Below are 19754 nucleotides of genomic sequence, written 5' to 3' on the forward strand. Positions count from 1 at the left end.
GATGAGGGTGAAATGAGGAGGATGGCCTGGCATGACGGGTAGGAATGTGACGATTGCCCACTATCTTCGCGGCCATGGCGCCGCGCGACCCGATGCGGTGGCACTTGTGTTCGAAGGGCGGGAAACAAGCTTTGCCGAACTGAACCGCCGGGCCGACCGGGTGGCGAACGGGCTGCGCGCCATGGGGCTGCATGCCGGCACGCGGGTCGCCTATCTCGGCAAGAATCGCGACGTCTATTTTGAATATTGGCTGGGCGCGATCCGCGCCGGCATGGTGCTGGTGCCGATCAACTGGCGCCTCGCTCCACCGGAGGTCGCCTACATATTGAACGATAGCCAGCCGGCGCTGCTGCTGGTCGATCCCGATTGCCTGGCACGGCTCGACCCCGCGCCGGCCTGTGCCATCTTGCTGACCGAAGTAGGGGGTGAGGGCCAGTTGTTCGCCGACTGGCGCGACGCGCAGGCGAATGGCGATCCGCAAGCCGAGGGCGGCTATGACGATGTCGTACTGCAACTCTACACGTCAGGCACGACGGGCAATCCCAAGGGGGCGATGCTGACCAACCGCAGTCTCCTTGGCCTGCGCTCCTCGGTGGCGACCGACGACCTGCCGCCCTGGTATCGCTGGAGCGCGGAGGATGTTGCGCTGGTGGCGATGCCCATCTTCCACATCAGCGGTTCGGGCTGGGGCCTGTGGTCGCTGCAACATGGCGCCAAGGCGGTGATAGTGCGGGAATTCGATCCGCATCAGGTGCTGGACCTCATCGCGCGCCATCGCATCACCAAAATCATGATCGTGCCGACCGCGCTGCGCATCGTGTGCGACAATCCGAAGGCGGCGGACACGGACTTCAGCTTCCTCAAGACCATCTATTATGGCGGCTCCGCCATCCCGCTCGACCTGCTGCGACAGGCGATTGGTGTGTTCGGCTGCGGTTTCGCGCAGATGTACGGCATGACCGAAACGGCGGGCACGATCCTGGGCCTGCCGCCCGAAGATCATGACGTGGGGGGTAATGCGCGCATGGGTGGTGTTGGGCTGCCCTTGCCTGGCGTCGAGATACGCATCCTTGACACCGAGAGTGGCGAGGAACTGCCGCGTGGCGAAGTGGGCGAGATCGCGGTGCGCTCCGTCGCCAACATGGTGGGCTATTACAACCGCCCCGAAGCGACGGCGGAGACGATCGACGCCGATGGCTGGCTGCGCACGGGCGACGCCGGCCGGATGGATGCCGACGGCTATGTCTATCTCGCCGACCGCATAAAGGACATGATCATCACCGGCGGCGAGAATGTCTATCCCGCCGAGGTCGAGAATGTGCTGTTCAGCCATCCCGACATCCATGATGTCGCTGTGATCGGCGTACCGGACCCCAAATGGGGCGAAGCGGTGAAGGCCGTGGTCGTGCCGGTCGAAGGCGCGCAGCCGGACCCGGCCAAGATCATCGCTTGGGCGCGCGAGCGCATTGCTGCCTATAAAACGCCCAAGAGCATCGATTTCCGCGCCGACCTGCCGCGCAACCCGTCGGGCAAGGTGCTGCGTCGCCTGCTGCGCGACGAATATCGCTAACCTGCCATTTCCATGAGTAGGGCTTGGGCCGGAAGCGGCCTAGGCTCCGGTCAAACAGCCAAGGAGAGTGAGGCGTGAGCCGTAATTTTACTGGACCGCTCGAAGACCGGATCGCAATCCGCGAACTGATGGAAAGCTATGCTGACGCGGTCAATCGCAGTGACCGCGAACTGATGACCAGCCTGTGGGCGGAGGACGGCCATTGGGACCTATCGCACTATCCGCAGCTGGGCATCGTGTCGGGTCGGGAAGCGGTCATGGACCTGTGGGCCAGCGCCATGCCGGCCTATCCCGAACTGTCCTTCATCGCCATGCCGGGGATGATCCAGGTGGACGGCGATACTGCGGTGGCGCGGACTTATTTCTCCGAAGTCTATACCGATCCGGAGAGCGGCAAGGATAAGCGCGCCCGCGCCTGCTATAATGACAAGCTCGTGAAGTGCGACGGCCAGTGGCAGTTCAAGGAGCGCGTGTTTGGGATCCTATCCCAGACCTGACCTGTCCCCGGATCGAGAAGGAACCCAGCATGATCGTCCTGACCGGACATATACATACCCATCCCGACACGCTGCCGTCGCTGTTCGCCCGGCTCACCGAATTGTGCGAGCCCTCGCGGGCTGAGGATGGCTGTATCTTCTACCATATGGGCGTCGAGGACGCGGACAAAGGCGTCATCATGGCGATGGAGGGCTGGCGCGACCGGGAGGCGCTGACGGCGCATCTTTCACTGCCGGCGATCGGCAGATTGCTGACGGACTTTGAGGGCAAGGTCGAAATGAACGTGACCATTCACGATGTCAGCGAAAGCAAGCCTTTCGGTCTCTGAACGTCCCATCCCCTAGCCGTCGGTCACATCTCTCCAAACTCGTGCCGATGGTCGGAAAGCCCGGATCGTTGCAGCGATCCGGGCTTTCTCATTCTCGGCGCTAGGATTTAATGCGCGGTCATGCCGCCGTCGATCACCAGTTCGCTGCCGGTCATGAAGCTTGCGGCGGGGCTCGCCAGATAGGCGATGCCTTCGGCGATCTCGCCGGGTTCGCCCATGCGGCCGATCGCATGGCTGGCCGATACGGTTGCGCGCGCCGTCGCTTCGTCGGGGAAGACGCCTTCGGCGACATAGCGGGCATAGATGGCGTCCATCATGCCGGTGTCGATGCCGCCGGGGTGGACGGAGTTGCAGCGGATCGGTTGCTTGAGTAGCGCGAACTCCATCGCCGCCGATTTGCTGTACAGCTTTACCGCGCCCTTGCTGGCGCAATAGGTCGACATCCAGGCCGCGCCACGCAGACCCCCGACGGACGACAGGTTGACGATGGAGGAACCGCCGGGCCGGTCCGCGCCGCTGCGCGCCAGCAGATCCTGCGCCGCCTTGATCCCTAGGAAAATGCCCTCGACATTAATCGCCATGCATTTGCGGAATTCGGCCAGGGTCGTCGCTTGGATGCTGTTGGTGACCGAAATACCGGCATTGTTGACCAATATGTCGAGCCGGCCGAACTCCCGTTCGATCCGGTCGATGATCGCCGGCCAGGCCTCCTCGCTCGTCACGTCCAGCGGCGCATAGAGGGTGGCGCCCGGCACCTCCGCCTGCGCCGCGATGTCGGTGGCGATCACCTTGGCGCCGGCCTCCGCCAGCGCGGCCACGGTCGCGCGGCCGATGCCGCCGGTGGCGCCCGTCACCAGCGCCACCGCACCGGTCAGGTCTGTCTTGCTCGTCATTATCTGTTTCTCCTGTATTATCGCGCGGTCCAGCCGCCGTCGACGACGACCTCGCTGCCAGTCATGTAGCTGGCGTCGTCGCTGGCGAGGAACGCCACGACCCGGCCGATCTCGATGGGCTGGGCGAGCCGCTTCACCGGCGTCGTGCCGGCCATCTGCTCGATCAGCGATTCGACAGTGACGGACGGATCGCGATCGGCCCAGCGCTGGAAGCCCTGGCGCAGCAGCGGCGTCTCGACGAAGCCGGGATGAACCGAATTGACGCGGATCGGCACGCCGGCGTCGGCAAATTCCAGCGCATTGGATTTGGAGAATAGTCGCACCGCGCCCTTCGACGCATTATAGGCCGACACGTCGCCCATGCCGACGATGCCCATGATCGAACTGATATTGACGATGCTGGAGCCGTAGGGCGTCGAGGCGCCGCCCCGGGCAAGCAGCGGCTGAAACGTCTTGGTGCCCAGGAACACGGTGTCGAGGTTGAGCGTGATCAGGCGGCGCCACGCTTCCAGTTCCAGATCCTGCACCTTGCCGGTCAGGTCAGCCCCGACATTGTTCACCAGTATGTCGAGATGGCCGAAATCCTGCTCTACCTGCGCGCGGGCTTCCTGCCATGCCGCCTCGTTGGTCGCGTCGAGCCGGATGTAGCGAATGTTCGCCAATTCCGCCTGGATCTGCCCGACCTTATCGGAGTCCGGGGAGTCGAGATCGGTCACATAGACCGTGGCGCCATCGGTGCTCAGGCTCTCGCTGATGCCGCGGCCGATGCCGCGGAGTCCGCCGCTGACAAGGGCTATTCTTCCGTCCAGTCTGCCCGCCATGATCCTCATCCTTGTTGCTGCTCGTGCATTATCCCACCATGCTCTTTTCGGCGCGCCAAGCGGAACAGGCTACCTGCGGTTTTTTGCAGGGTGACGCGGCGGCTCGCAGGCCCCATTCCTGCATCTAGTCAAAGAGAGGATGAGCGTCATGGACATGCAGCGTTATGACGAGATCAAGGCCATGGTGCAGCGCATCTACCAGCTGACCGGGACCGGCCAGTGGGACGCGGTCGAAGCGATGCTGACCGACGATTTCGAAATATTGGAAGCCGACAGCCTGCCCTTCGGCGGCGTCTATAGCGGCAAGGGCGCGCTGCAGGAACTGTACAGCAAGGTGTTCGCCTTCTGGAGCGATCCGGCGTTGGAAACCGGCGATATCTGTATCGGTGAAGACAACGCCATCGTCTTCGTGACGGTGACGGCCACTTCGCAACATAATGGCGAGCGGCTGAAGATGCCGCTGACCGAAGTGTTCCATCTGCGCGGGGATAAGTTCAGCGGTATAACGCCCTATTATTTCGACACGGCGGCCATCGCGCGCGCCACGGGCATGATCCCGGCTTGAGGAATTGAAAACATGGCGGATTTGAGCGGCAAGGTTGCACTGGTCACAGGCGGCACGGCAGGTATCGGCCGGGCGGCGGTGAAGCGGTTCGTAGCGGACGGGGCCAGGGTGGTGTTCACCGGATCCAATGCGGAGAAGGCGACCAGCCTGACGGAGGAGACCGGCGCAACCTTCGTGAAGGCGGCGGTGCAGAGCCCCGAGGACTGGGCGACCGTCGAGGCGCTGATCGCCAGGGATTTCGGCCGGCTCGACATCGCCTTCGCAAATGCGGGCACGGAAAGCGGCGATGGTAATATCGAAACGGTGCCGCTCGACGCGTGGAACAGCATCATCGGTATCAACCAGACCGGCGTGCTGCTGACGGTGAAGACCGCCATCGCGCTGATGAAGGCCAATCCGGACGGGCCGGGCGGGTCGATCATCGTCAACAGCTCGATGAACGCCAATCGGGCGCTCAGCAATTATATCAGCTATTCGGTGACCAAGGCAGCGGTGGTCGCGCTGGTCAAGTCGACCGCGATCCATTGCGGCCTCAACAAGCTCAACATCCGCTGCAACGCGATCCTGCCGGGTGTGGTCGAAACGGAACTGATCACCGACATCATCGCCAAATGCCCCGATCCCGACGCGGCGCGTGGCATGTATAACAGCATGTCGCCGATGGGCCGGATGGGCCGGGTGGACGAGATTGCCGGCCTGCTCTCCTATCTCGCTTCGGACGAGGCGGCATTCGTGAACGGCGGTGAATATGCCATCGACGGCGCGTCCACGGCCGGCATGACAGGCGTCTAGCGATGATCGATTACAGCAAGGCCTTTCATACGGGCGTGCTGACGCCCGACCTGGACGAGGCGATCGCCTTTTATAGCCGCACGCTGGGCCTGACGTTCGCCGAGCCGCAGCAATTGAGCGATTTCCCGGTGTGGACGCCTGCCACGGGCCTCATCCATGTGGAGGATCGCTTTACCTATTCGATCGACGGTCCGATGCATCTGGAACTGCAATGCGGGACGCCCGGTAGCATCTTCGATCCAGCCCTGTCGCGCGGCGACCATATCGGCTTCTGGGTGTCGGACCTGCCGCAATCCGTGGCCGATCTGACCGCTGGCGGCTGGAGGCTGACGGCGGCGGGCGGGCGGCCGGAGGATGGCTATGGCCCCTTCGCCTATCTGGGGCCGGTCGCGGGCGGCATGGCGATCGAGCTGGTGTCGGAGGAGTTGAAGCCGGTCTTCACCCGCTGGTGGAATGGCGAAGGCCTTTCGGTCTGATCGCGGAACAGGAGTAGCAATATGTCCAGACTGGCCGGAAAGGTCGCCCTCGTCATCGGTGCGGCGGGGCACGACAATATGGGGCAGGTGATCGCCCGCCGCTTTGCCGACGAAGGCGCGAAGGTCGTCGTCGCCGGACGCAAGATGGAAGAGCTGGAGCGGTTCGCCGCCGAGATTGGCGGCAAGGCGGCCAGGGTCGACGTCACCAGCAAGGCCGATCTGGACGCGGCGGCGCGGGTCGCGATGGAGGCCTTCGGCGGTCTCGACATCGCGGTCAACGCGACGGGCTGGGGCCTGCTGACCGGCTTCCTCGAAACCACCGAGGAGGAGTTCGACCAGATGAGCGCGCTCCAGTTCAAGGGGCCGTTCCTCTTCCTTCAGGCGATGATTGCAGTCATGGACAATCGCACCGGCGGGCGTGGCGGGTCGATCATGCAGATTTCGTCGGCGACGGCGACGATCATGCTCAATGACCATGCCGCCTATATGGGCGCGAAAGCGGGCGCCGATCACCTGATCCGGGTCGCGGCGCATGAATTTGGCGCTGGCGGCATCCGCGCCAACTCGATCTCGCCCGGCCTCACCGAGACGCCGATGACGGCGGGGCATATGGAAGTGCCGGGCCTGACCGAGATATTCCGCAAGGCCTATCCGCTGGAACGTATCGGCACATCGGCGGACATCGCGGCGGCGGCGACCTTCCTGGCGTCGGACGAATGTTTCATGACCGGCGAGAATCTGCAGGTGAACGGTGGCCTGACGCTGCGCCGCAATCCGACGCGGGAAGAGATTATCGCGGCGACGACCGAGGCGGCTGTCGCCGGCTGAGGTCAAGGAGCGCGCGAGCCCGGTCGATGGCCTCGCGTGCATGCGGCAAGGCGGGGCGGCCAGCGGCGATCCGGCTGGCGGAGGGCACTTCCACGTCGATGGCAATGTCGACGGGCAGGGCCGCCATTATGTCAGCCAGCGGAAAGTCGCCGTCGTCCGGCATCAGGCGGTCCAGCGCTTCGGGGAGATAGTTATCGGAGCGATGGAGGCCGCGTCCGTCGCAGATTTGCGCATAGGTGAAGGCACTAGCCGGGACGGCGCGGACATCGTCAGCCGTGCCGCCGGTGCGGATCAGGTGCAACGGGTCCATGCCGATGCCGATATTGGGACGGCCCACCTGTTCGACATAGCGCGCCGCGCGGCCGATCAATGCGCAGGCCGGCGTCAGGCCCATGAATTCGAGCCCGATGCGCAGGCCGTTCTTGGCGGCCAGATCGCTCAATCGGCCCAGCGTGTCGACGGCACGCGCTTCATCCGGGTCATGGATATGGACGACCGCGCCGCGCGCGCCAAGTTCGCCGCCCAGCGCCAGTGCATCGGCATAGTCGTCGATCGGCGCGTCGGGGCTGACCGGGAAAAATTCGATATTGGCGACGCGGACCGCGTGATGCCGCAGCGCGGCCTTCAGGTCCGGCAGAATCGTGCGGTCGACGAGCGGAAACAGCGTCTGTGGCAGGTGGCGCGGGATATGGGTGAACAGGCAAACCTCCGCGCAGCCGAGCATGGCCGCCATGTCCACCAATTCCAGCGGCGTGACGTCGTTCACCGTCACATGGTGCAGGCCCAGCCGCATCAGGCCCGCCACGGCACGAATAGGGTTTTGCCGTTCCAGTCCCGCGTTTCTTCTACCGTTTGCGCATACATGGATCGGATGATCGCATCTTCGGGATAGAGTTCGATGAAATGGCCAAGGTCGGCGCGCGTATCGATATAGCAGATGGGTGTACCGAAATCGGTCCTGAATTCGCTCGCGACCGGATAGCCTCGTGCAACCCAGTCGTCGCGCGTTGCGTCATAATCGTCGCAGAAAATGGCGCTGTGATGTAGGCCACCTGTGCCGGCTGCGAACATGTCGGTAAAGGCGCAGGGGCCGGTCGAAAGGATTTGAACGATTTCGATATTGAGTTCGCCCGACTGGGCGAAGACGCCGCGCAGTCGGATCGGATCGGCAGGTTGGCCGCGATAGACGTGATCGGTCAGCACCGCTTCCACACCGCCGACGAAGGGACCGATGCCCAGCAGTGCGTTCATCCGCGCGCAAGCGGCCTCCAGGTCGGGTACGACATAGCAATTCTGGACGATGTGCAGCGGTGACATAGCTCTCTCCTGCGGAAGACCCGTTCTTGCGCGGTTGTGGACCAGCTTAAACCGATCGTTGCCGGTCGCGGCCTGACAGCTTTGATAGGCTGCGCTGCGGTGCTGCGGGCGCTAGGCTGTGGCAAAGCCGGATTGGAGAACAGAATATGCAGGGAGAGGCGAGCGCCAGGGATCGACGGGCAGGGATGGCATGGGCGCTGGCGCCAATGCTGTTGTTGAGTTGCACGTCCGGACAACGCGGTGATGACGACGCCTTGCTAGATCCCAAAAACTGGGCCGGTTTCGGTCGCACCGCCGGTGAACAGCATTTTTCGCCGCTCGCCGACATCAATGACACCAATGTAGCAAAGCTGGGGCTGGTCTGGTCGATGGACTTGCCGCCGCAAAATTCAGTATCGACGCCGCTCGCGGTGGACGGCGTGCTCTATACGGCGACAGGCTACAGCATCGTGCGCGCCATCGACGCCGCGACGGGCAAACTCATTTGGGAATATGATAGCAAGGCCACCGAACTGGCCGGGCGCAAGTTGCGACAGGGCTGGGGCATCAGGGGGCTCGCCTATGGGCGCGGGCGGATATTCGTCGGCACGCATGACGGGCGGCTGGTCGCGCTGGACGCTAAGGATGGACAAGTCGCCTGGCAGGCGCGGACGCTGCCGCTGGACAATGCCAGCTTCATCAGCGGGCCGCCCCGCTATTTCGATGGGAAGGTCATCATCGGCTTTGGCGGCGGCGATGTCAGCGCGGTGCGCGGCTATGTGACGACCTATGACGCGCAGACTGGCAAGCAGTTGTGGCGTTTCCACACCGTGCCCGGCAATCCGGCCGACGGGTTCGAGAGCGACGCCATGAAGATGGCGGCGAAGACATGGGCCGGCGAATGGTGGAAATATGGCGGCGGCGGGACGGTATGGAATGCCATGACCTATGATCGCTCAACTAACAGCATGATCATCGGCGTAGGCAACGGGTCGCCATGGAACCACAAGATCAGGAGCGCGGGAAAGGGCGACAATTTGTTCCTGGCTTCGGTCGTGGCGCTGGATGCGACGACTGGCGCTTACAAGTGGCATTATCAGGTCAACCCGGGCGAAAGCTGGGACTATAATGCATCGATGGACATGGAACTGGCCGACCTGACGATCGACAGGAAGCTGCGCCATGTGCTCATGACGGCGCCCAAGAACGGCTTCTTCTACGTCATCGACCGGACGAACGGAAAGCTGATCTCCGCCGAGCCGTTCGTGAAGGTGACCTGGGCCAAGAGCATCGACAGAAAGACTGGCCGGCCGATCGAAGTGCCCGGCGCGCGCTACCCCGATGGCAAGACCTTCACCATGTGGCCTTCGCCGGTCGGCGCGCATACCTGGCTGCCGATGGCTTTTAGCCCGCAACGTGGGCTGGTCTATATTCCCGCGATCGAGATGGCGACCAGCTATAACGATGTCGGCATCACGCGCGAGAACTGGGTGCGCACGCCGGGCAATGCGGTGGACGGCGCGGCCATCCCCAATTTCGTCGTGAAGGACGCAGGCCCGACCAACGCGACCAGTTCGCTACTAGCCTGGGACCCGGTCCGGCAGCGGGCAGCGTGGAAGGTGCGGACGCCGGGACCGTGGAATGGCGGCGTGATGGCGACGGGCGGCAACCTGGTCTTTCAGGGGCGGATCGACGGGCAGTTCAACGCCTATGCCGCCGACAGCGGCAAGCGGTTGTGGAGCTTCGCGGCGCAGGCCCCGGTGACGGCGGCGCCGATCAGCTATTCGGTGAACGGCCGGCAATATGTGACGGTGCTGACCGGCATGGGCACCAGCGGGGCAGCGTTCGGCGCGCTGCTGCCCGTCAGCATCGACTATCGCACCCAGGCGCGGCGCATCCTGACCTTTGCGATCGGCGGCAAGGCGACCTTGCCCGTGTCGAGGCCAGAGAAGTTGCGCGCGGCCGACGATCCGTCCTTCGCGGCATCAGCGGTGCAGGAAGGGCAGGGGGCAGTCGCCTATGCGCAGCATTGCGCGGTATGTCACGGCGTGGATGTGATTGCGGCGGGCCATGCACCGGACCTGCGCGGATCGACCGTGCCGACCGACGCGGCGACATTCGCCGCCGTGGTGCGCGACGGCGGATTGGTCGCGAACGGCATGCCGCGCTTCGAGGAATTCGACGACGCAAAACTGGCGGGCATCCGGCAATATGTGCGCAGCCGGGCCGCTGCGTTACGGGCAACACGGAAGCCGTAAACCTGTCGATCCAAACAAAAAAGGGCGGCGTACTTGTCGTACGCCGCCCAGCTCTTGCACAGAGGGATTTCTTAGAATTCGAAGCCGAATTGCAAACCGTAGGTGCGTGGCTCGCGGGCCGAGGAGAAGGAGAAGAGCCCAGCCACGGTCAACGCCGCGTTCGGACCGCGATCGTCGGCCAAGTTGCGGCCATAGGCCGTCACCCGCGCCTTGTGGCCGTTGAGGTCGAACTGCACCGTTGCGCTGGCGTCGAGCAGGCCCTGACGGTCTGAGCGGACACGCGGGTCGTTGCCATGGACGGTGATGACCCCGTCGCTGCCCACCGTCGTAGGACCGAGCGAAATCTGCTGATCATAGGGCGCGATATTGCGGTAGCTGACGTTGAACTTCAGTTCGCCGAAGCTGACCGGCAGTACATAGTCCGCTGTTGCGGAAAAGGTTTCGCGCGGATTGTAGATCAGATTGTTGGCCGAATAGTCGAAGGTGGTCAGAACGCCGCCCACCGGGGCCTGCGTAATAAAGTCCTTGAACTTGGACCGCAGCAGCCCGACCGCTGCGTTCAGCGTCAGGCCCTGGACCGGTTTGGCCGTCAGTTCCGCCTCGATGCCCTTGACCGTTGCCGATCCGACATTGGTCACGACCGTCTCGTTGCCGATGCCGCCGGAGATGGGGATGGTCGTGTTCTGCTGAAGGTCGTTATATTTCGAATAGAAGCCGGCGACGTTGAACAGCAGCCGCTTGTCGAGGAACGCGCTCTTGAAGCCCAGTTCGTAGGAGTCGACCGTTTCGGGACCATAGGGCGTGGTCGAGGAGATGAGCGTCTGGCCGCGTCCCGACAGACCGCCTGAACGGTAACCGCGCGACCAGGAGGCATAAACCATCAGGTCGTCGGTCGGACGGTAGTCCAGCCCGATCTTCGGCGTGAACTTGCTGCCTGAATAGTCGGCCTTGGGGAATTGATTGGGCGCGACGAAATTATAATTTGTCTTTTTGTCGTGGGTCCAGCGGCCGCCGAAGGACAAGCGGACCTTCTCCATCAGTTGCAGGTTGAAGTCGCCGAAGAAGGCGTAGGACTTGGATGTGCCCGTCACCACCTGCGTCGGCGCGGGGAACGTCGCGAAGGTTGTTTCCTGCGTCAGATGATATTTCGAATCATAGAAATAGGCGCCGACGACATAGTCGAACCCGTCCGTAAACTTGCCCGCAGCGCGCAATTCCTGGCTAAATTGACGGAAGTCCTGGCGACGGCGGACGTGATAGAGGACCGCGCTGGTCGAATCGAAATCCTGCGTCTGATCCTCTTTCGACTTGCGATATCCGGTGATGGAGGTCAGCTTCACCCCGCCAAGGTCCAGATTCATTTCCAGCGTCGCGGCTGGCGCACTGTAATGGCTGGCGGTTGGGCTGCCGTAGACGGTGTAGAGATCGGTCGTGGTGTTGCGGTTGCATTCGCTGGCCGGGGCGGCCGCGACCAGGCCCGGCACGCCGATCACCGCGTCCAGGATTGCCTGGTTGCAGAAGGCTTCGCCGCTGTTGGACAGGCTGCTATTGACCGGTTCGAAATCCTGCACCTGCTTTTCCAGCGTCAGCAGCGCGTCGAAGCTGCTGGACGGCGTGAAAAGGAAGCTGGCGCCGAAATTCTCGTTATTGCTCTTGCCCACGCGCTTGTTGCGGATGGCGTTGTGATAATAGCCGTCCGACTGATTGTGGAAATAGAAGGCCTTGGCCGCCAGCACGCCGTCGACGATCGGCGCATTGACCACCGCGCGCGTCGACCAGCTGTCATAATTGCCGTAGCTCGCCTCAAACTTGCCGCCAAACTCGCCCGTGGGCCGGGTGCGGCGGATGTTGATGACACCGCCGATCGTGTTGCGACCGAACAGCGTGCCCTGCGGCCCGCGCAGCACTTCTATCTGGTTGATGTCGAAAAAGTCGAAGAACTGGCCGGTATTGGTGCCGATGAACACGCCATCGACGACGACGCCAACGGTCGGTTCGAAGCTTTTTTCCACGTCAGCGAAGGTCAGGCCGCGGATCGATACGTTGGCGGCTGCCGCGCCGCTATTCTGATTGGTGATGAGGACGTTGGGCGCCGCCCCCTGCAAGTCGCCGATGTTGATCGCCGCCTTCGATTCCAGCTGTGCCGGCGAAAAGGCGGTAATAGCGATCGGGGTTTCCTGCAGCGTCTCGTCGCGCCGGCGGGCGGTGACGACGATATCCTCGATCGTGCTGCTGAGTTCCGCGCCGGAGCCCTGCTGCGGTTCGGCCGTCTGGGCGAACGCCAAGCCGGAATAAACAAGTGCAGCCCCGCTCACGACCGTGCGCAGGACGAATTTGGAAGTCCCCCTCATGTTCAAGCTCCTCACCACCTTTGTTATGCAGTCATTTTAGTCGCACTGTCCCAAGGCGCGAAACTAACGGTTCCAATAGAATGGCAGATGAGGAGATTTTTTACCGTCAGCGGGCGGTCAGGCCGCCGTCCACGGTGAATTCGCCGCCGGTGATATATTTGGAGGCATCCGACGCCAGGAACGTCACCATCGCGGCAATGTCATCCGGCTCGCCCATACGGCCCATGGGGATGCTGGCGTTGATGGCGTCATACTGATCGGGATTATCCCGGATCGCGACCTGCTGCATGTCGGTCCAGATGACGCCGGGCTGGATCGAGTTGACCCGGATATTCTCCGTCGCGCACTCCATCGCGATCGCCTTGGTCATGATGCGCACGCCGCCCTTTGACGCGGCATAGGCGGCGGCGCCTGGAATGCCGACGAGACCCGCCACGGACGAGAAGTTGACGAGCGAGCCGCCATGGCCCTGTTCCCGCATCTGTTTCATCGCGGCGCGGCAGCCCAGATAGACGCTGGTCATGTTGACGTCGATCTGGCGCTGCCAGTCCGCTGGTTCCAGCGCGTCTATCCATTTGAGCACGGCGATGCCGGCATTGTTGACCAGTATGTCTAGCTTGCCGAACCGTTCCACCGTGGCGGCGACGACGGCGTCCCAACCTTCCACCGACGTCACGTCCTGCGCCATGGCGGCGATGGACAGGCCTTCGTCGGCCAGTTCTTGCGCGCGAGCCTGCACCGCTTCGAAGGCGATGTCGGTCAGCATGACGCTGGCGCCGGCACGGGCCATCATCCGCGCGCTGGCAAAGCCCAGACCCGCTGCGGATGCTGCGCCAGTGACAATCGCGGTCTTGCCGTTGAGGTTCATAAGATATCCTTTTGAGAGGGTCAGGCAGTGCGCAGCCAGTCGCGCTGCGAAGACAGGTCCGTATCGGCGCGCCCGCCCAGCAGCGCACCGTTCAGGGAGGCGAGAAAGCCGTCGGAGGCGGGGTCCATGCGGGCCCAGTCGATCAATTCGCTGCGATGGGCGATCTTCCACACGCCTGTCCGCCGCTCGTAGCGGTCAACATAGCGGCCGGCGATGAACATGTCCTTGGGCTCGTCCTCCTCGATGATGCGGTGAAAGGCGGTGTAATAGACCTCGCCGAAGGCGACATCGCCCTCCACCTCGATCAGCGCCTGGCCGATCAGATGATGATTGGAGAGGTGGGATTGCAGCAGATCCTGCGCGAAGGTGACGAAGTCATCGCCCGACCCTTTGAAAATACCATAGTCGGTAGTGGAATCCGGCCAGAAGACGCTGCGATGCAGGTCGGGCAGTAGTCGGTCCTGCGCGCGCATATAGACGGCGTGCAGGTCGCGGATGGCGTCTTTCGCCAGCAGAATGTCGATCGGGTCCATGGTCGTCCCTTAAAAAAGATGGGCGTCGGGACGGATGGTCCTGACGCCCGAGGTGAGGAGCCGTTAGAAGCGTGCCGTGAACTGCAACTGCACGGTACGCGGCAGGGAGACGAAGCCGATCTGGTCGGCCGGGGTGGCCGTGCCAGTACCCGTGCCGGTGCCGGTATTGGGCGCATCCACCACGCCGCCGACGATGAAGCGGTTGGTAAGGTTCTTGCCAATCAGCGCAATCTCGTAGCGCTTGTCGGCGAAGCCCATGCGAACCGTGCCGTCGATGCTCAGATATTTGGGCTGGCCCGACAGCGGATGGGCGAAGCTGGAGGCAAGGTAGGAACTGGAATAGCGGCTGTCGAGCGAGAGGCCGAGATTGGTACCGGCCGACAGTTCTGTGTCGTAGCTGACGCCCAGCGACCCCGTCCAGGTCGGTGCCACGGCGGTACGCTTGCCCGACAGATCCTGACCCAGTGCGCCCTGGAAGCTGGTGTCGCATCCCGCCGCGATCGACTGCCCACCGTAGCAGGGCGCGATATAGCTGCCATAGCGCGCCTTGTTATAGTTGAGCGAGCCATGGACATCGAGGCCCGGCACGGCGCGCGGGGCGTACTGGAATTCCAGTTCGAAGCCCTTGGTGGTCGCGGACCCGGCATTGGTTGTGATGAAGGCGAAGGTGGCCGAGTTGAAATAGTCGACCTGCAGGTCGAGATATTTGTAGCTGTAGGCGCCAATATTCAGGCGAAGCTGCCGGTCGAACAGGGTCGTCTTGATGCCGCCTTCGAAGCCGCGGGCCTTTTCCGGATTGAAGGCGACGTCGCTGGCGATCGTCCCTGCGCTGACGAAGCCCGAGTTGGAGAAGCCGCCCGACTTGTAGGCGGTCTTGTAGGCGCCATAGACGGTAATGTCCTTGGTCGGCTGCCAGGTGAGGGTGGCTTCAGGCGACCAGTTGTTGAAGCTCTGGTCGCCATAGATCGTCTTGCCCTGCGGGAAGATGAACTGCAGCAGCGAATTCACATAGGGCTGGACCAGATAGCTGTCCTTGGTTTCGTGGGTGTAGCGCACGCCGGCCGTGGCTTCGAGCGTCGGCGCGATCTTCCAGGTCGCCTGGCCATAGCCGGAGATGGTTTCGCCCTCGGTCTCCGACCGCTTGAAATAGCCCAGATATCGCCATTCGTCCGGCTGCGAGCTATCCTCGACATTGCCGAAGGCACCGCTCTGCGTGTGGTCGCGCTTGGTCGACTGATAATAGACGCCCGCAAGCAGGTTGACCGGCCCGTCATAATGGGTCTGGGCGCGGAATTCCGACGAGAAAGCGTGATATTTGGAGCGTTCCGACGACGGGGCGGCGGCCAGGTCCGACGACACGAAGGTGCAGTCGCACGACCAGCGGTTCACATTGGCGTTGTAATTGTTGATCCAGGTCAGGTTTACATCGTCCAGCGCATACTCGGCCGTGCCGGTGATGCCCCAGCTGCGATAGCGGTTATACAGCGCGCCGTCCTTCCGTGAAAAGGGCTGGCTGCCGGCGATGTCAGCGGGGACGTTGTTCTGGTAGATGTTGAACTTGCGTTCGCACTTGATGTTAGAATTGAGCGCATAGGTGCCGCTGGCGCAGGAAAAGGGCACATAGTTCCAGCTGTTATTGTCGGTGTCGTTGGCCGACGCATTGCCCTTCAAAGTCAGGGTAAACTGGTCGGTCGGCTGCCACTTCAGTGTCACGCGGCCCAGAAATTCCTTCTCGCCCGGATTGTCGCGAGTGGAGGCGGGGGCGAAGTGCGGCGTGGTGACGCCGGTGGCGACATCATAGGTCGGATAGGTCTTGTCGATGCCGCGATTGTTGAAATAGCCACCGAACATGTTTGAGCCACGCACCGCGATGCGGATGCCCAGCGTATCGCTCAAGGGGCCAGAAGCCATGGCTTCGCCGACCAGGTTCTTGCCCTTGAACTCATAGCCCAGGCGACCCATGAATTCGGGCTTTGCGGTAGGGTCGGCCGAACGGATCGACACGACGCCTGCGGTTGCATTCTTGCCAAAGAACAAGGCTTGCGGACCCTTCAGCATTTCCACGCCGGCAAGATCCAGGAAGCCTTCGTTGATGACACGTCCTTGGCCATAATAAACGCCGTCCAGCACGACCGCGACCGACTGTTCGATGCCGATGGAGGTGGAGGAGGAACCGATGCCGCGCAGGGTCAACTGCGCGCCCGAGCCGTTGGAAGCACGGCCGATCGTGAATTGCGGCGTCTGGGTGGAAATCTTTTCCAGACTGGTCATGTCATATTTCTGGATTTGCTCGGCCGTCAGTGCCGTGACGGAGACTGGCACGTCCTGCAGGCTTTCCTCGCGCCGGCGGGCGGTGACGACGATATCGGTCAGGCCGCCCTGCTGCGCGGATCCAGCGCTATCCTGCGCATGACCCTCGACGCTGAGCATCGGCATCGTCAATGCGCTGGCGAGCAGCGCGGCGCGATAGAACAGCCGGTTCGTGATATGCTGATTCAAGATACCCTCCCTCTTATCGTGACGATGCAGAAGGGAGGCGTGCGGGGCGATGGCGTGAGGCCATGCATCAAGCACAGTCAGGCAGCGGCAGCAGCGGCGCTCATGCGCCTGCCAGACCCCGGACATCCTCTCTCCAAACATCGCGCCGCTCTCGTATGTTGCGGCGTGCCATCTGCTACGCCCTGGCCGGATGTGTCGTCAAACATAATTACAGCACGCTGTAACTATTGATAGGGTTTAGAGGATGCGGGCGATTTCGCCGGACCGCCGCAACGCCTGTTTGGCGAAGGCCGGGCGAGCGATGGGGAGGAGGTTGCGATAGACCTCCAGTTCCAGATGCGTGCCCAGGGCTGCGTCGGCAATCTCTCCTTTCGCCCAGAGTACGACGATCGACACGATACTGAGGCGATAGAGGCGCGCGAAACCACTGCGAGAGGTGTGCTCATCGACGGCGCCATCGCGGATCATCTGGTCATAGGCCGTGCCGACATAATGATCATAAAGGTCGTTGAGGCCGACGAGATCGGAATGATCGAGCAGCACCTGGGAGAGGACGCGTGCCATGGCCGGATCGTCCAGCGTGACGTCCGCCACGGCACGTCCGAATGCGAGGAGAAAAGCAACGCCGCCTTGCGGGGCTTCGCGCGCCGCAGCCTCGAACGTGTCGGCGCTGCGCTGTTGCGCGGCCATCGCGATCAGCCGGTCCTTGCTGCCGAAGATATTGTAGAGCGTCTTTTCCGCGACATGGCTGGCCTTGGCGATGGCACGCATGGAGGCGCCATCATAGCCATGCTCGCTGGTGAGTTGCTGCGTCACCTTCAGGATGCGCTCGCGCCGCTGCGCTTGGCGGGGTGTCAGTCTGGTCGTCAGGGCATCGGGCTCGGCCATGGGTTCCGCCATGCAGCTTGGCCAGGCAAATGCCAAGGGGGACTTTCCATGCGCGTGAGCCGCGCGTAGGCGTTTGATGGCAGGACAGGAGCAGAATTTTGGACGAGATGATCGCGCGCTTGCTGGAGCAGATGCGACCCACGCATCTGGTCGATCCGCAAGCGCCCTGGCAACAGCGCAAGAGCCAGGAGATGCGCATTCGCATCCTGGAATGCACGATGACCTGCCTGGTGGCGAAGGGCTATGCCGCGCTGTCGACCAACGATATCGTGCAGATGGCGCAAGTCTCGCGCGGAGCGATGCACCATCATTTCCCGAGCCGCGAAAAACTCATTTCGGCCCTGATCGAGCATGTCTTCTACAAGCGGATGGAAGGCTTCCTGCGTAACTATGTCGCGATGCTGATCGAAAAGGGAGAGGCGGCCGACGTCGAGTCTGCGTCCGACACCTATTGGGCGAGCGTGCAGACGCCGGAATATGCCGCCTATCTGGAACTGGCGATCGCGGCACGGACGGACGAGGAACTGAACCGGTCGTTCCTGCCCGCCGCTCGCCAATATGATCGGGTCTGGGCGACCGAGATGCTGCGCTATTTTCCGCAGTGGAAGGATCACGCCTCCGCGCTGGAACTGGCCAACGACCTTGCCATGGTCGCTTATATGGGATTGCTGGTCCATCAACCGATCTTCGAAAATGCGGGTCGCGTTGCCCGTATTCAGGGGTTGCTGATCGATATAGTCCGCAAGCTGCAGACAGGAATCATCAGCGCCAAAGTATAAAACCGGCAACGGCGCCGGATTTCTATCAGTAGCAATAGGTTCGCCTGAACCCTCGCCATGGCATTCTACGTTCACACGGAAAATTCCGGAGAGGGTAGATGACAGTCACACCAACGCATCCGCTGACGATCGACGGGCGCGACGTCGGCAATCTGCGCGGCGATCCGATCACCGGCGACCGCTACACCTCGCGCGAATTCATGCAGCGCGAATGGGACCATATGTGGACGCGCATCTGGCACGTCGCGGGCCGGACCGCCGAGCTGGAAGAGCCGGGCGACTATATGCTCCACGACTTCATGAACGAGAGCGTCTTTTGCGTGAAGCAGGACGACGGGTCCATCAAGGCTTTCTACAATGCCTGCCGCCATCGCGGCATGCGACTGGTCAACGACAGCAGTGCCGCCGATCGGTTCCAGTGCCCCTATCATGGCTGGATCTGGGGCAAGGACGGCGTGCTGGACTATGCCCAGGACGCGCATGATTTTCCGCAGGGCAATCCGTGCGGGAAGCTGAAGCTGAAAGAACTGCGCTGTGCCACTTGGGGCGGCTTCGTCTGGTACACGATGGACGACGATGCGCCCGAACTGCTCGACTATCTGTCGCCCATGCCGGAAATCTACAAAAATTATCCGATGGATACGGCCGTCCGCGTCAAGTGGATGAAGATCAACCTCAACACCAACTGGAAGTTCGCCACCGACAATTTCTCGGAGAGCTACCACACCCGCACCGCGCATCCTCAGGTGCCGCCATGGATCGACCAGGATGTCGATACCGCGCGGCACGAGATGTATCCGAACGGCCATGGCCGCACCGTGCAGCCGATGCGCCCGTCGTTGAGCGATCGCCTGCCCGACGGCGTGCCGCACCCGTTCGACTATATCCTGCGCCAGTGGGACATCGATCCTGACGCCTATCCCGATTACGAGACCAAGGCGATGCAGGGCTGGCTGGACCTCAAGGCCGCCAAACGCCGGCTGTGGCAGGAGCGGGGCTATGTCCATTACGAACATATGGACGACGAGGAGATCACCGACAGCCCGCACACAGTGATGTTCCCCAACGTCACCATCAGCTTCCTGCCGGACAATCTCATCTTCTTTCGCACCGAGCCGCACCCGACCGACCCGAACAAATGCACGTTCGACCTGTGGTGCATGGCTTTTCCGGTGGAGGGGCAGGAGGTCGTCGAGTCGATCATGGCCGGTCCGCAGCCGTTGCGCGAAGCGGAAATGGAAGTGCGCGACTTCGATAATGGCCGGGGCGTGCCGGAGATCGAAGGGCAGATCGTCTATCAGGACATGATGCTGGCCGAAGGGCAGCAGCGGGGCATGTATTCGCGCGGTTATGACGACGCTTATCTGACCGGCCAGGAGACCCGCGTCCGCTTCTTCCATGAAGTGCTGAACGACTATCTGGAAGGACGGCGCTGATAGAATTGAGCCGCCGCCGCCCGGCCGGGGCGTGACGGCGGCTCCGTACCAGTTGCAGCCCCGGCATACAAAAAA

The 19754-nt window shown here is 62.5% G+C and carries 19 protein-coding genes; 10 read left to right on the forward strand and 9 right to left on the reverse strand.

Going from position 1 to position 19754, the window contains the following annotated elements; translation table 11 throughout:
* Positions 1–31: 31 nt before the first annotated feature.
* The 3 genes from ACNHGR_RS21350 to ACNHGR_RS21360 all read left to right on the forward strand — a co-directional run bounded on the left by ACNHGR_RS21350 (position 32) and on the right by ACNHGR_RS21360 (position 2396).
* Entirely contained in the window at positions 32–1570 is a 1539-nt protein-coding gene (locus ACNHGR_RS21350; protein ID WP_475288784.1) for a fatty acid--CoA ligase, read from the forward strand.
* A 74-nt stretch (positions 1571–1644) separates the two neighbouring features.
* The gene (locus ACNHGR_RS21355) at positions 1645–2067 is read left to right on the forward strand and encodes a nuclear transport factor 2 family protein (protein ID WP_184272727.1); all 423 of its coding nucleotides are present in this window, start codon (positions 1645–1647) and stop codon (positions 2065–2067) included.
* 29 nt (positions 2068–2096) lie between these two features.
* Positions 2097–2396, forward strand: coding sequence for an antibiotic biosynthesis monooxygenase (locus tag ACNHGR_RS21360; RefSeq protein WP_184272730.1), 300 nt, complete (start codon positions 2097–2099; stop codon positions 2394–2396).
* Positions 2397–2503: 107 nt separating this feature from the next.
* On the opposite strand, the gene ACNHGR_RS21365 is transcribed toward ACNHGR_RS21360, so the two are convergent.
* Both ACNHGR_RS21365 and ACNHGR_RS21370 read right to left on the reverse strand, forming a co-directional pair.
* The gene (locus ACNHGR_RS21365) at positions 2504–3289 is read right to left on the reverse strand and encodes an SDR family NAD(P)-dependent oxidoreductase (protein ID WP_475288785.1); all 786 of its coding nucleotides are present in this window, start codon (positions 3287–3289) and stop codon (positions 2504–2506) included.
* A 17-nt stretch (positions 3290–3306) separates the two neighbouring features.
* The gene (locus ACNHGR_RS21370) at positions 3307–4110 is read right to left on the reverse strand and encodes an SDR family NAD(P)-dependent oxidoreductase (protein ID WP_475288787.1); all 804 of its coding nucleotides are present in this window, start codon (positions 4108–4110) and stop codon (positions 3307–3309) included.
* A gap of 139 nt (positions 4111–4249) precedes the next feature.
* Here ACNHGR_RS21370 and ACNHGR_RS21375 point away from each other — a divergent pair, with 139 nt between their 5' ends.
* From ACNHGR_RS21375 to ACNHGR_RS21390, 4 genes are read left to right on the forward strand one after another with little or no spacing between them, the layout of a single operon-like run.
* A complete protein-coding gene (locus ACNHGR_RS21375; protein ID WP_475288788.1) occupies positions 4250–4675 on the forward strand; it encodes a nuclear transport factor 2 family protein in 426 nt (141 codons plus the stop codon).
* Positions 4676–4687: 12 nt separating this feature from the next.
* Entirely contained in the window at positions 4688–5467 is a 780-nt protein-coding gene (locus ACNHGR_RS21380; protein WP_475288789.1) for an SDR family NAD(P)-dependent oxidoreductase, read from the forward strand.
* Positions 5468–5469: 2 nt separating this feature from the next.
* Complete coding sequence (locus tag ACNHGR_RS21385) at positions 5470–5943, forward strand: VOC family protein (protein ID WP_184272741.1); 474 nt, start codon at positions 5470–5472, stop codon at positions 5941–5943.
* A 21-nt stretch (positions 5944–5964) separates the two neighbouring features.
* Complete coding sequence (locus ACNHGR_RS21390; protein WP_475288790.1) at positions 5965–6771, forward strand: SDR family NAD(P)-dependent oxidoreductase; 807 nt, start codon at positions 5965–5967, stop codon at positions 6769–6771.
* Here ACNHGR_RS21390 and ACNHGR_RS21395 read toward each other — a convergent pair.
* Together ACNHGR_RS21395 and ACNHGR_RS21400 are read right to left on the reverse strand one after the other, a co-directional pair.
* Positions 6734–7564: a sugar phosphate isomerase/epimerase family protein gene (locus ACNHGR_RS21395; RefSeq protein ID WP_475288792.1), complete on the reverse strand. Its 831-nt coding sequence runs from the start codon at positions 7562–7564 to the stop codon at positions 6734–6736. The two genes, ACNHGR_RS21390 and ACNHGR_RS21395, sit on opposite strands and share 38 nt — an antisense overlap.
* On the reverse strand, positions 7564–8088 hold the full coding sequence (locus tag ACNHGR_RS21400; protein ID WP_475288793.1) for a VOC family protein: 525 nt from the start codon (positions 8086–8088) through the stop codon (positions 7564–7566). The genes ACNHGR_RS21395 and ACNHGR_RS21400 overlap by 1 nt, the downstream gene beginning before the upstream one ends.
* Positions 8089–8273: 185 nt before the next feature.
* On the opposite strand from ACNHGR_RS21400, the gene ACNHGR_RS21405 reads away from it, so the two are divergent.
* Positions 8274–10325: a PQQ-dependent dehydrogenase, methanol/ethanol family gene (locus ACNHGR_RS21405; RefSeq protein WP_475288794.1), complete on the forward strand. Its 2052-nt coding sequence runs from the start codon at positions 8274–8276 to the stop codon at positions 10323–10325.
* 71 nt (positions 10326–10396) lie between these two features.
* On the opposite strand, the gene ACNHGR_RS21410 is transcribed toward ACNHGR_RS21405, so the two are convergent.
* The 5 genes from ACNHGR_RS21410 to ACNHGR_RS21430 form a co-directional block, all read right to left on the reverse strand.
* A complete protein-coding gene (locus ACNHGR_RS21410) occupies positions 10397–12676 on the reverse strand; it encodes a TonB-dependent receptor (RefSeq protein WP_475288796.1) in 2280 nt (759 codons plus the stop codon).
* Between the two features lie 106 nt (positions 12677–12782).
* On the reverse strand, positions 12783–13544 hold the full coding sequence (locus ACNHGR_RS21415; RefSeq protein ID WP_475288797.1) for an SDR family NAD(P)-dependent oxidoreductase: 762 nt from the start codon (positions 13542–13544) through the stop codon (positions 12783–12785).
* Between the two features lie 20 nt (positions 13545–13564).
* Entirely contained in the window at positions 13565–14077 is a 513-nt protein-coding gene (locus ACNHGR_RS21420; protein ID WP_184272754.1) for a nuclear transport factor 2 family protein, read from the reverse strand.
* Between the two features lie 63 nt (positions 14078–14140).
* Positions 14141–16576: a TonB-dependent receptor gene (locus ACNHGR_RS21425; RefSeq protein ID WP_475288798.1), complete on the reverse strand. Its 2436-nt coding sequence runs from the start codon at positions 16574–16576 to the stop codon at positions 14141–14143.
* Between the two features lie 237 nt (positions 16577–16813).
* Entirely contained in the window at positions 16814–17464 is a 651-nt protein-coding gene (locus ACNHGR_RS21430; protein WP_184272760.1) for a TetR/AcrR family transcriptional regulator, read from the reverse strand.
* Positions 17465–17571: 107 nt separating this feature from the next.
* Between ACNHGR_RS21430 and ACNHGR_RS21435 the strand changes: the two genes are divergently transcribed.
* Both ACNHGR_RS21435 and ACNHGR_RS21440 read left to right on the forward strand, forming a co-directional pair.
* Positions 17572–18243: a TetR/AcrR family transcriptional regulator gene (locus ACNHGR_RS21435; RefSeq protein ID WP_475289484.1), complete on the forward strand. Its 672-nt coding sequence runs from the start codon at positions 17572–17574 to the stop codon at positions 18241–18243.
* Between the two features lie 98 nt (positions 18244–18341).
* A complete protein-coding gene (locus ACNHGR_RS21440) occupies positions 18342–19679 on the forward strand; it encodes an aromatic ring-hydroxylating oxygenase subunit alpha (protein ID WP_475288800.1) in 1338 nt (445 codons plus the stop codon).
* The last annotated feature ends 75 nt before the right edge of the window (positions 19680–19754 follow it).

This window comes from Sphingobium sp. RS1, from assembly GCF_056156825.1.

Bases quoted from the DNA above. Each gene is read 5' to 3' on its own strand.
- ACNHGR_RS21350 (WP_475288784.1), top strand. From the start codon at position 32: ATGACGGGTAGGAATGTGACGATTGCCCACTATCTTCGCGGCCATGGC.
- ACNHGR_RS21360 (WP_184272730.1), top strand. From the start codon at position 2,097: ATGATCGTCCTGACCGGACATATACATACCCATCCCGACACGCTGCCG.
- ACNHGR_RS21365 (WP_475288785.1), bottom strand. From the start codon at position 3,289: ATGACGAGCAAGACAGACCTGACCGGTGCGGTGGCGCTGGTGACGGGC.
- ACNHGR_RS21370 (WP_475288787.1), bottom strand. From the start codon at position 4,110: ATGGCGGGCAGACTGGACGGAAGAATAGCCCTTGTCAGCGGCGGACTC.
- ACNHGR_RS21375 (WP_475288788.1), top strand. From the start codon at position 4,250: ATGAGCGTCATGGACATGCAGCGTTATGACGAGATCAAGGCCATGGTG.
- ACNHGR_RS21380 (WP_475288789.1), top strand. From the start codon at position 4,688: ATGGCGGATTTGAGCGGCAAGGTTGCACTGGTCACAGGCGGCACGGCA.
- ACNHGR_RS21385 (WP_184272741.1), top strand. From the start codon at position 5,470: ATGATCGATTACAGCAAGGCCTTTCATACGGGCGTGCTGACGCCCGAC.
- ACNHGR_RS21390 (WP_475288790.1), top strand. From the start codon at position 5,965: ATGTCCAGACTGGCCGGAAAGGTCGCCCTCGTCATCGGTGCGGCGGGG.
- ACNHGR_RS21395 (WP_475288792.1), bottom strand. From the start codon at position 7,564: ATGCGGCTGGGCCTGCACCATGTGACGGTGAACGACGTCACGCCGCTG.
- ACNHGR_RS21400 (WP_475288793.1), bottom strand. From the start codon at position 8,088: ATGTCACCGCTGCACATCGTCCAGAATTGCTATGTCGTACCCGACCTG.
- ACNHGR_RS21405 (WP_475288794.1), top strand. From the start codon at position 8,274: ATGGCATGGGCGCTGGCGCCAATGCTGTTGTTGAGTTGCACGTCCGGA.
- ACNHGR_RS21410 (WP_475288796.1), bottom strand. From the start codon at position 12,676: ATGAGGGGGACTTCCAAATTCGTCCTGCGCACGGTCGTGAGCGGGGCT.
- ACNHGR_RS21415 (WP_475288797.1), bottom strand. From the start codon at position 13,544: ATGAACCTCAACGGCAAGACCGCGATTGTCACTGGCGCAGCATCCGCA.
- ACNHGR_RS21420 (WP_184272754.1), bottom strand. From the start codon at position 14,077: ATGGACCCGATCGACATTCTGCTGGCGAAAGACGCCATCCGCGACCTG.
- ACNHGR_RS21430 (WP_184272760.1), bottom strand. From the start codon at position 17,464: ATGGCCGAGCCCGATGCCCTGACGACCAGACTGACACCCCGCCAAGCG.
- ACNHGR_RS21435 (WP_475289484.1), top strand. From the start codon at position 17,572: ATGATCGCGCGCTTGCTGGAGCAGATGCGACCCACGCATCTGGTCGAT.
- ACNHGR_RS21440 (WP_475288800.1), top strand. From the start codon at position 18,342: ATGACAGTCACACCAACGCATCCGCTGACGATCGACGGGCGCGACGTC.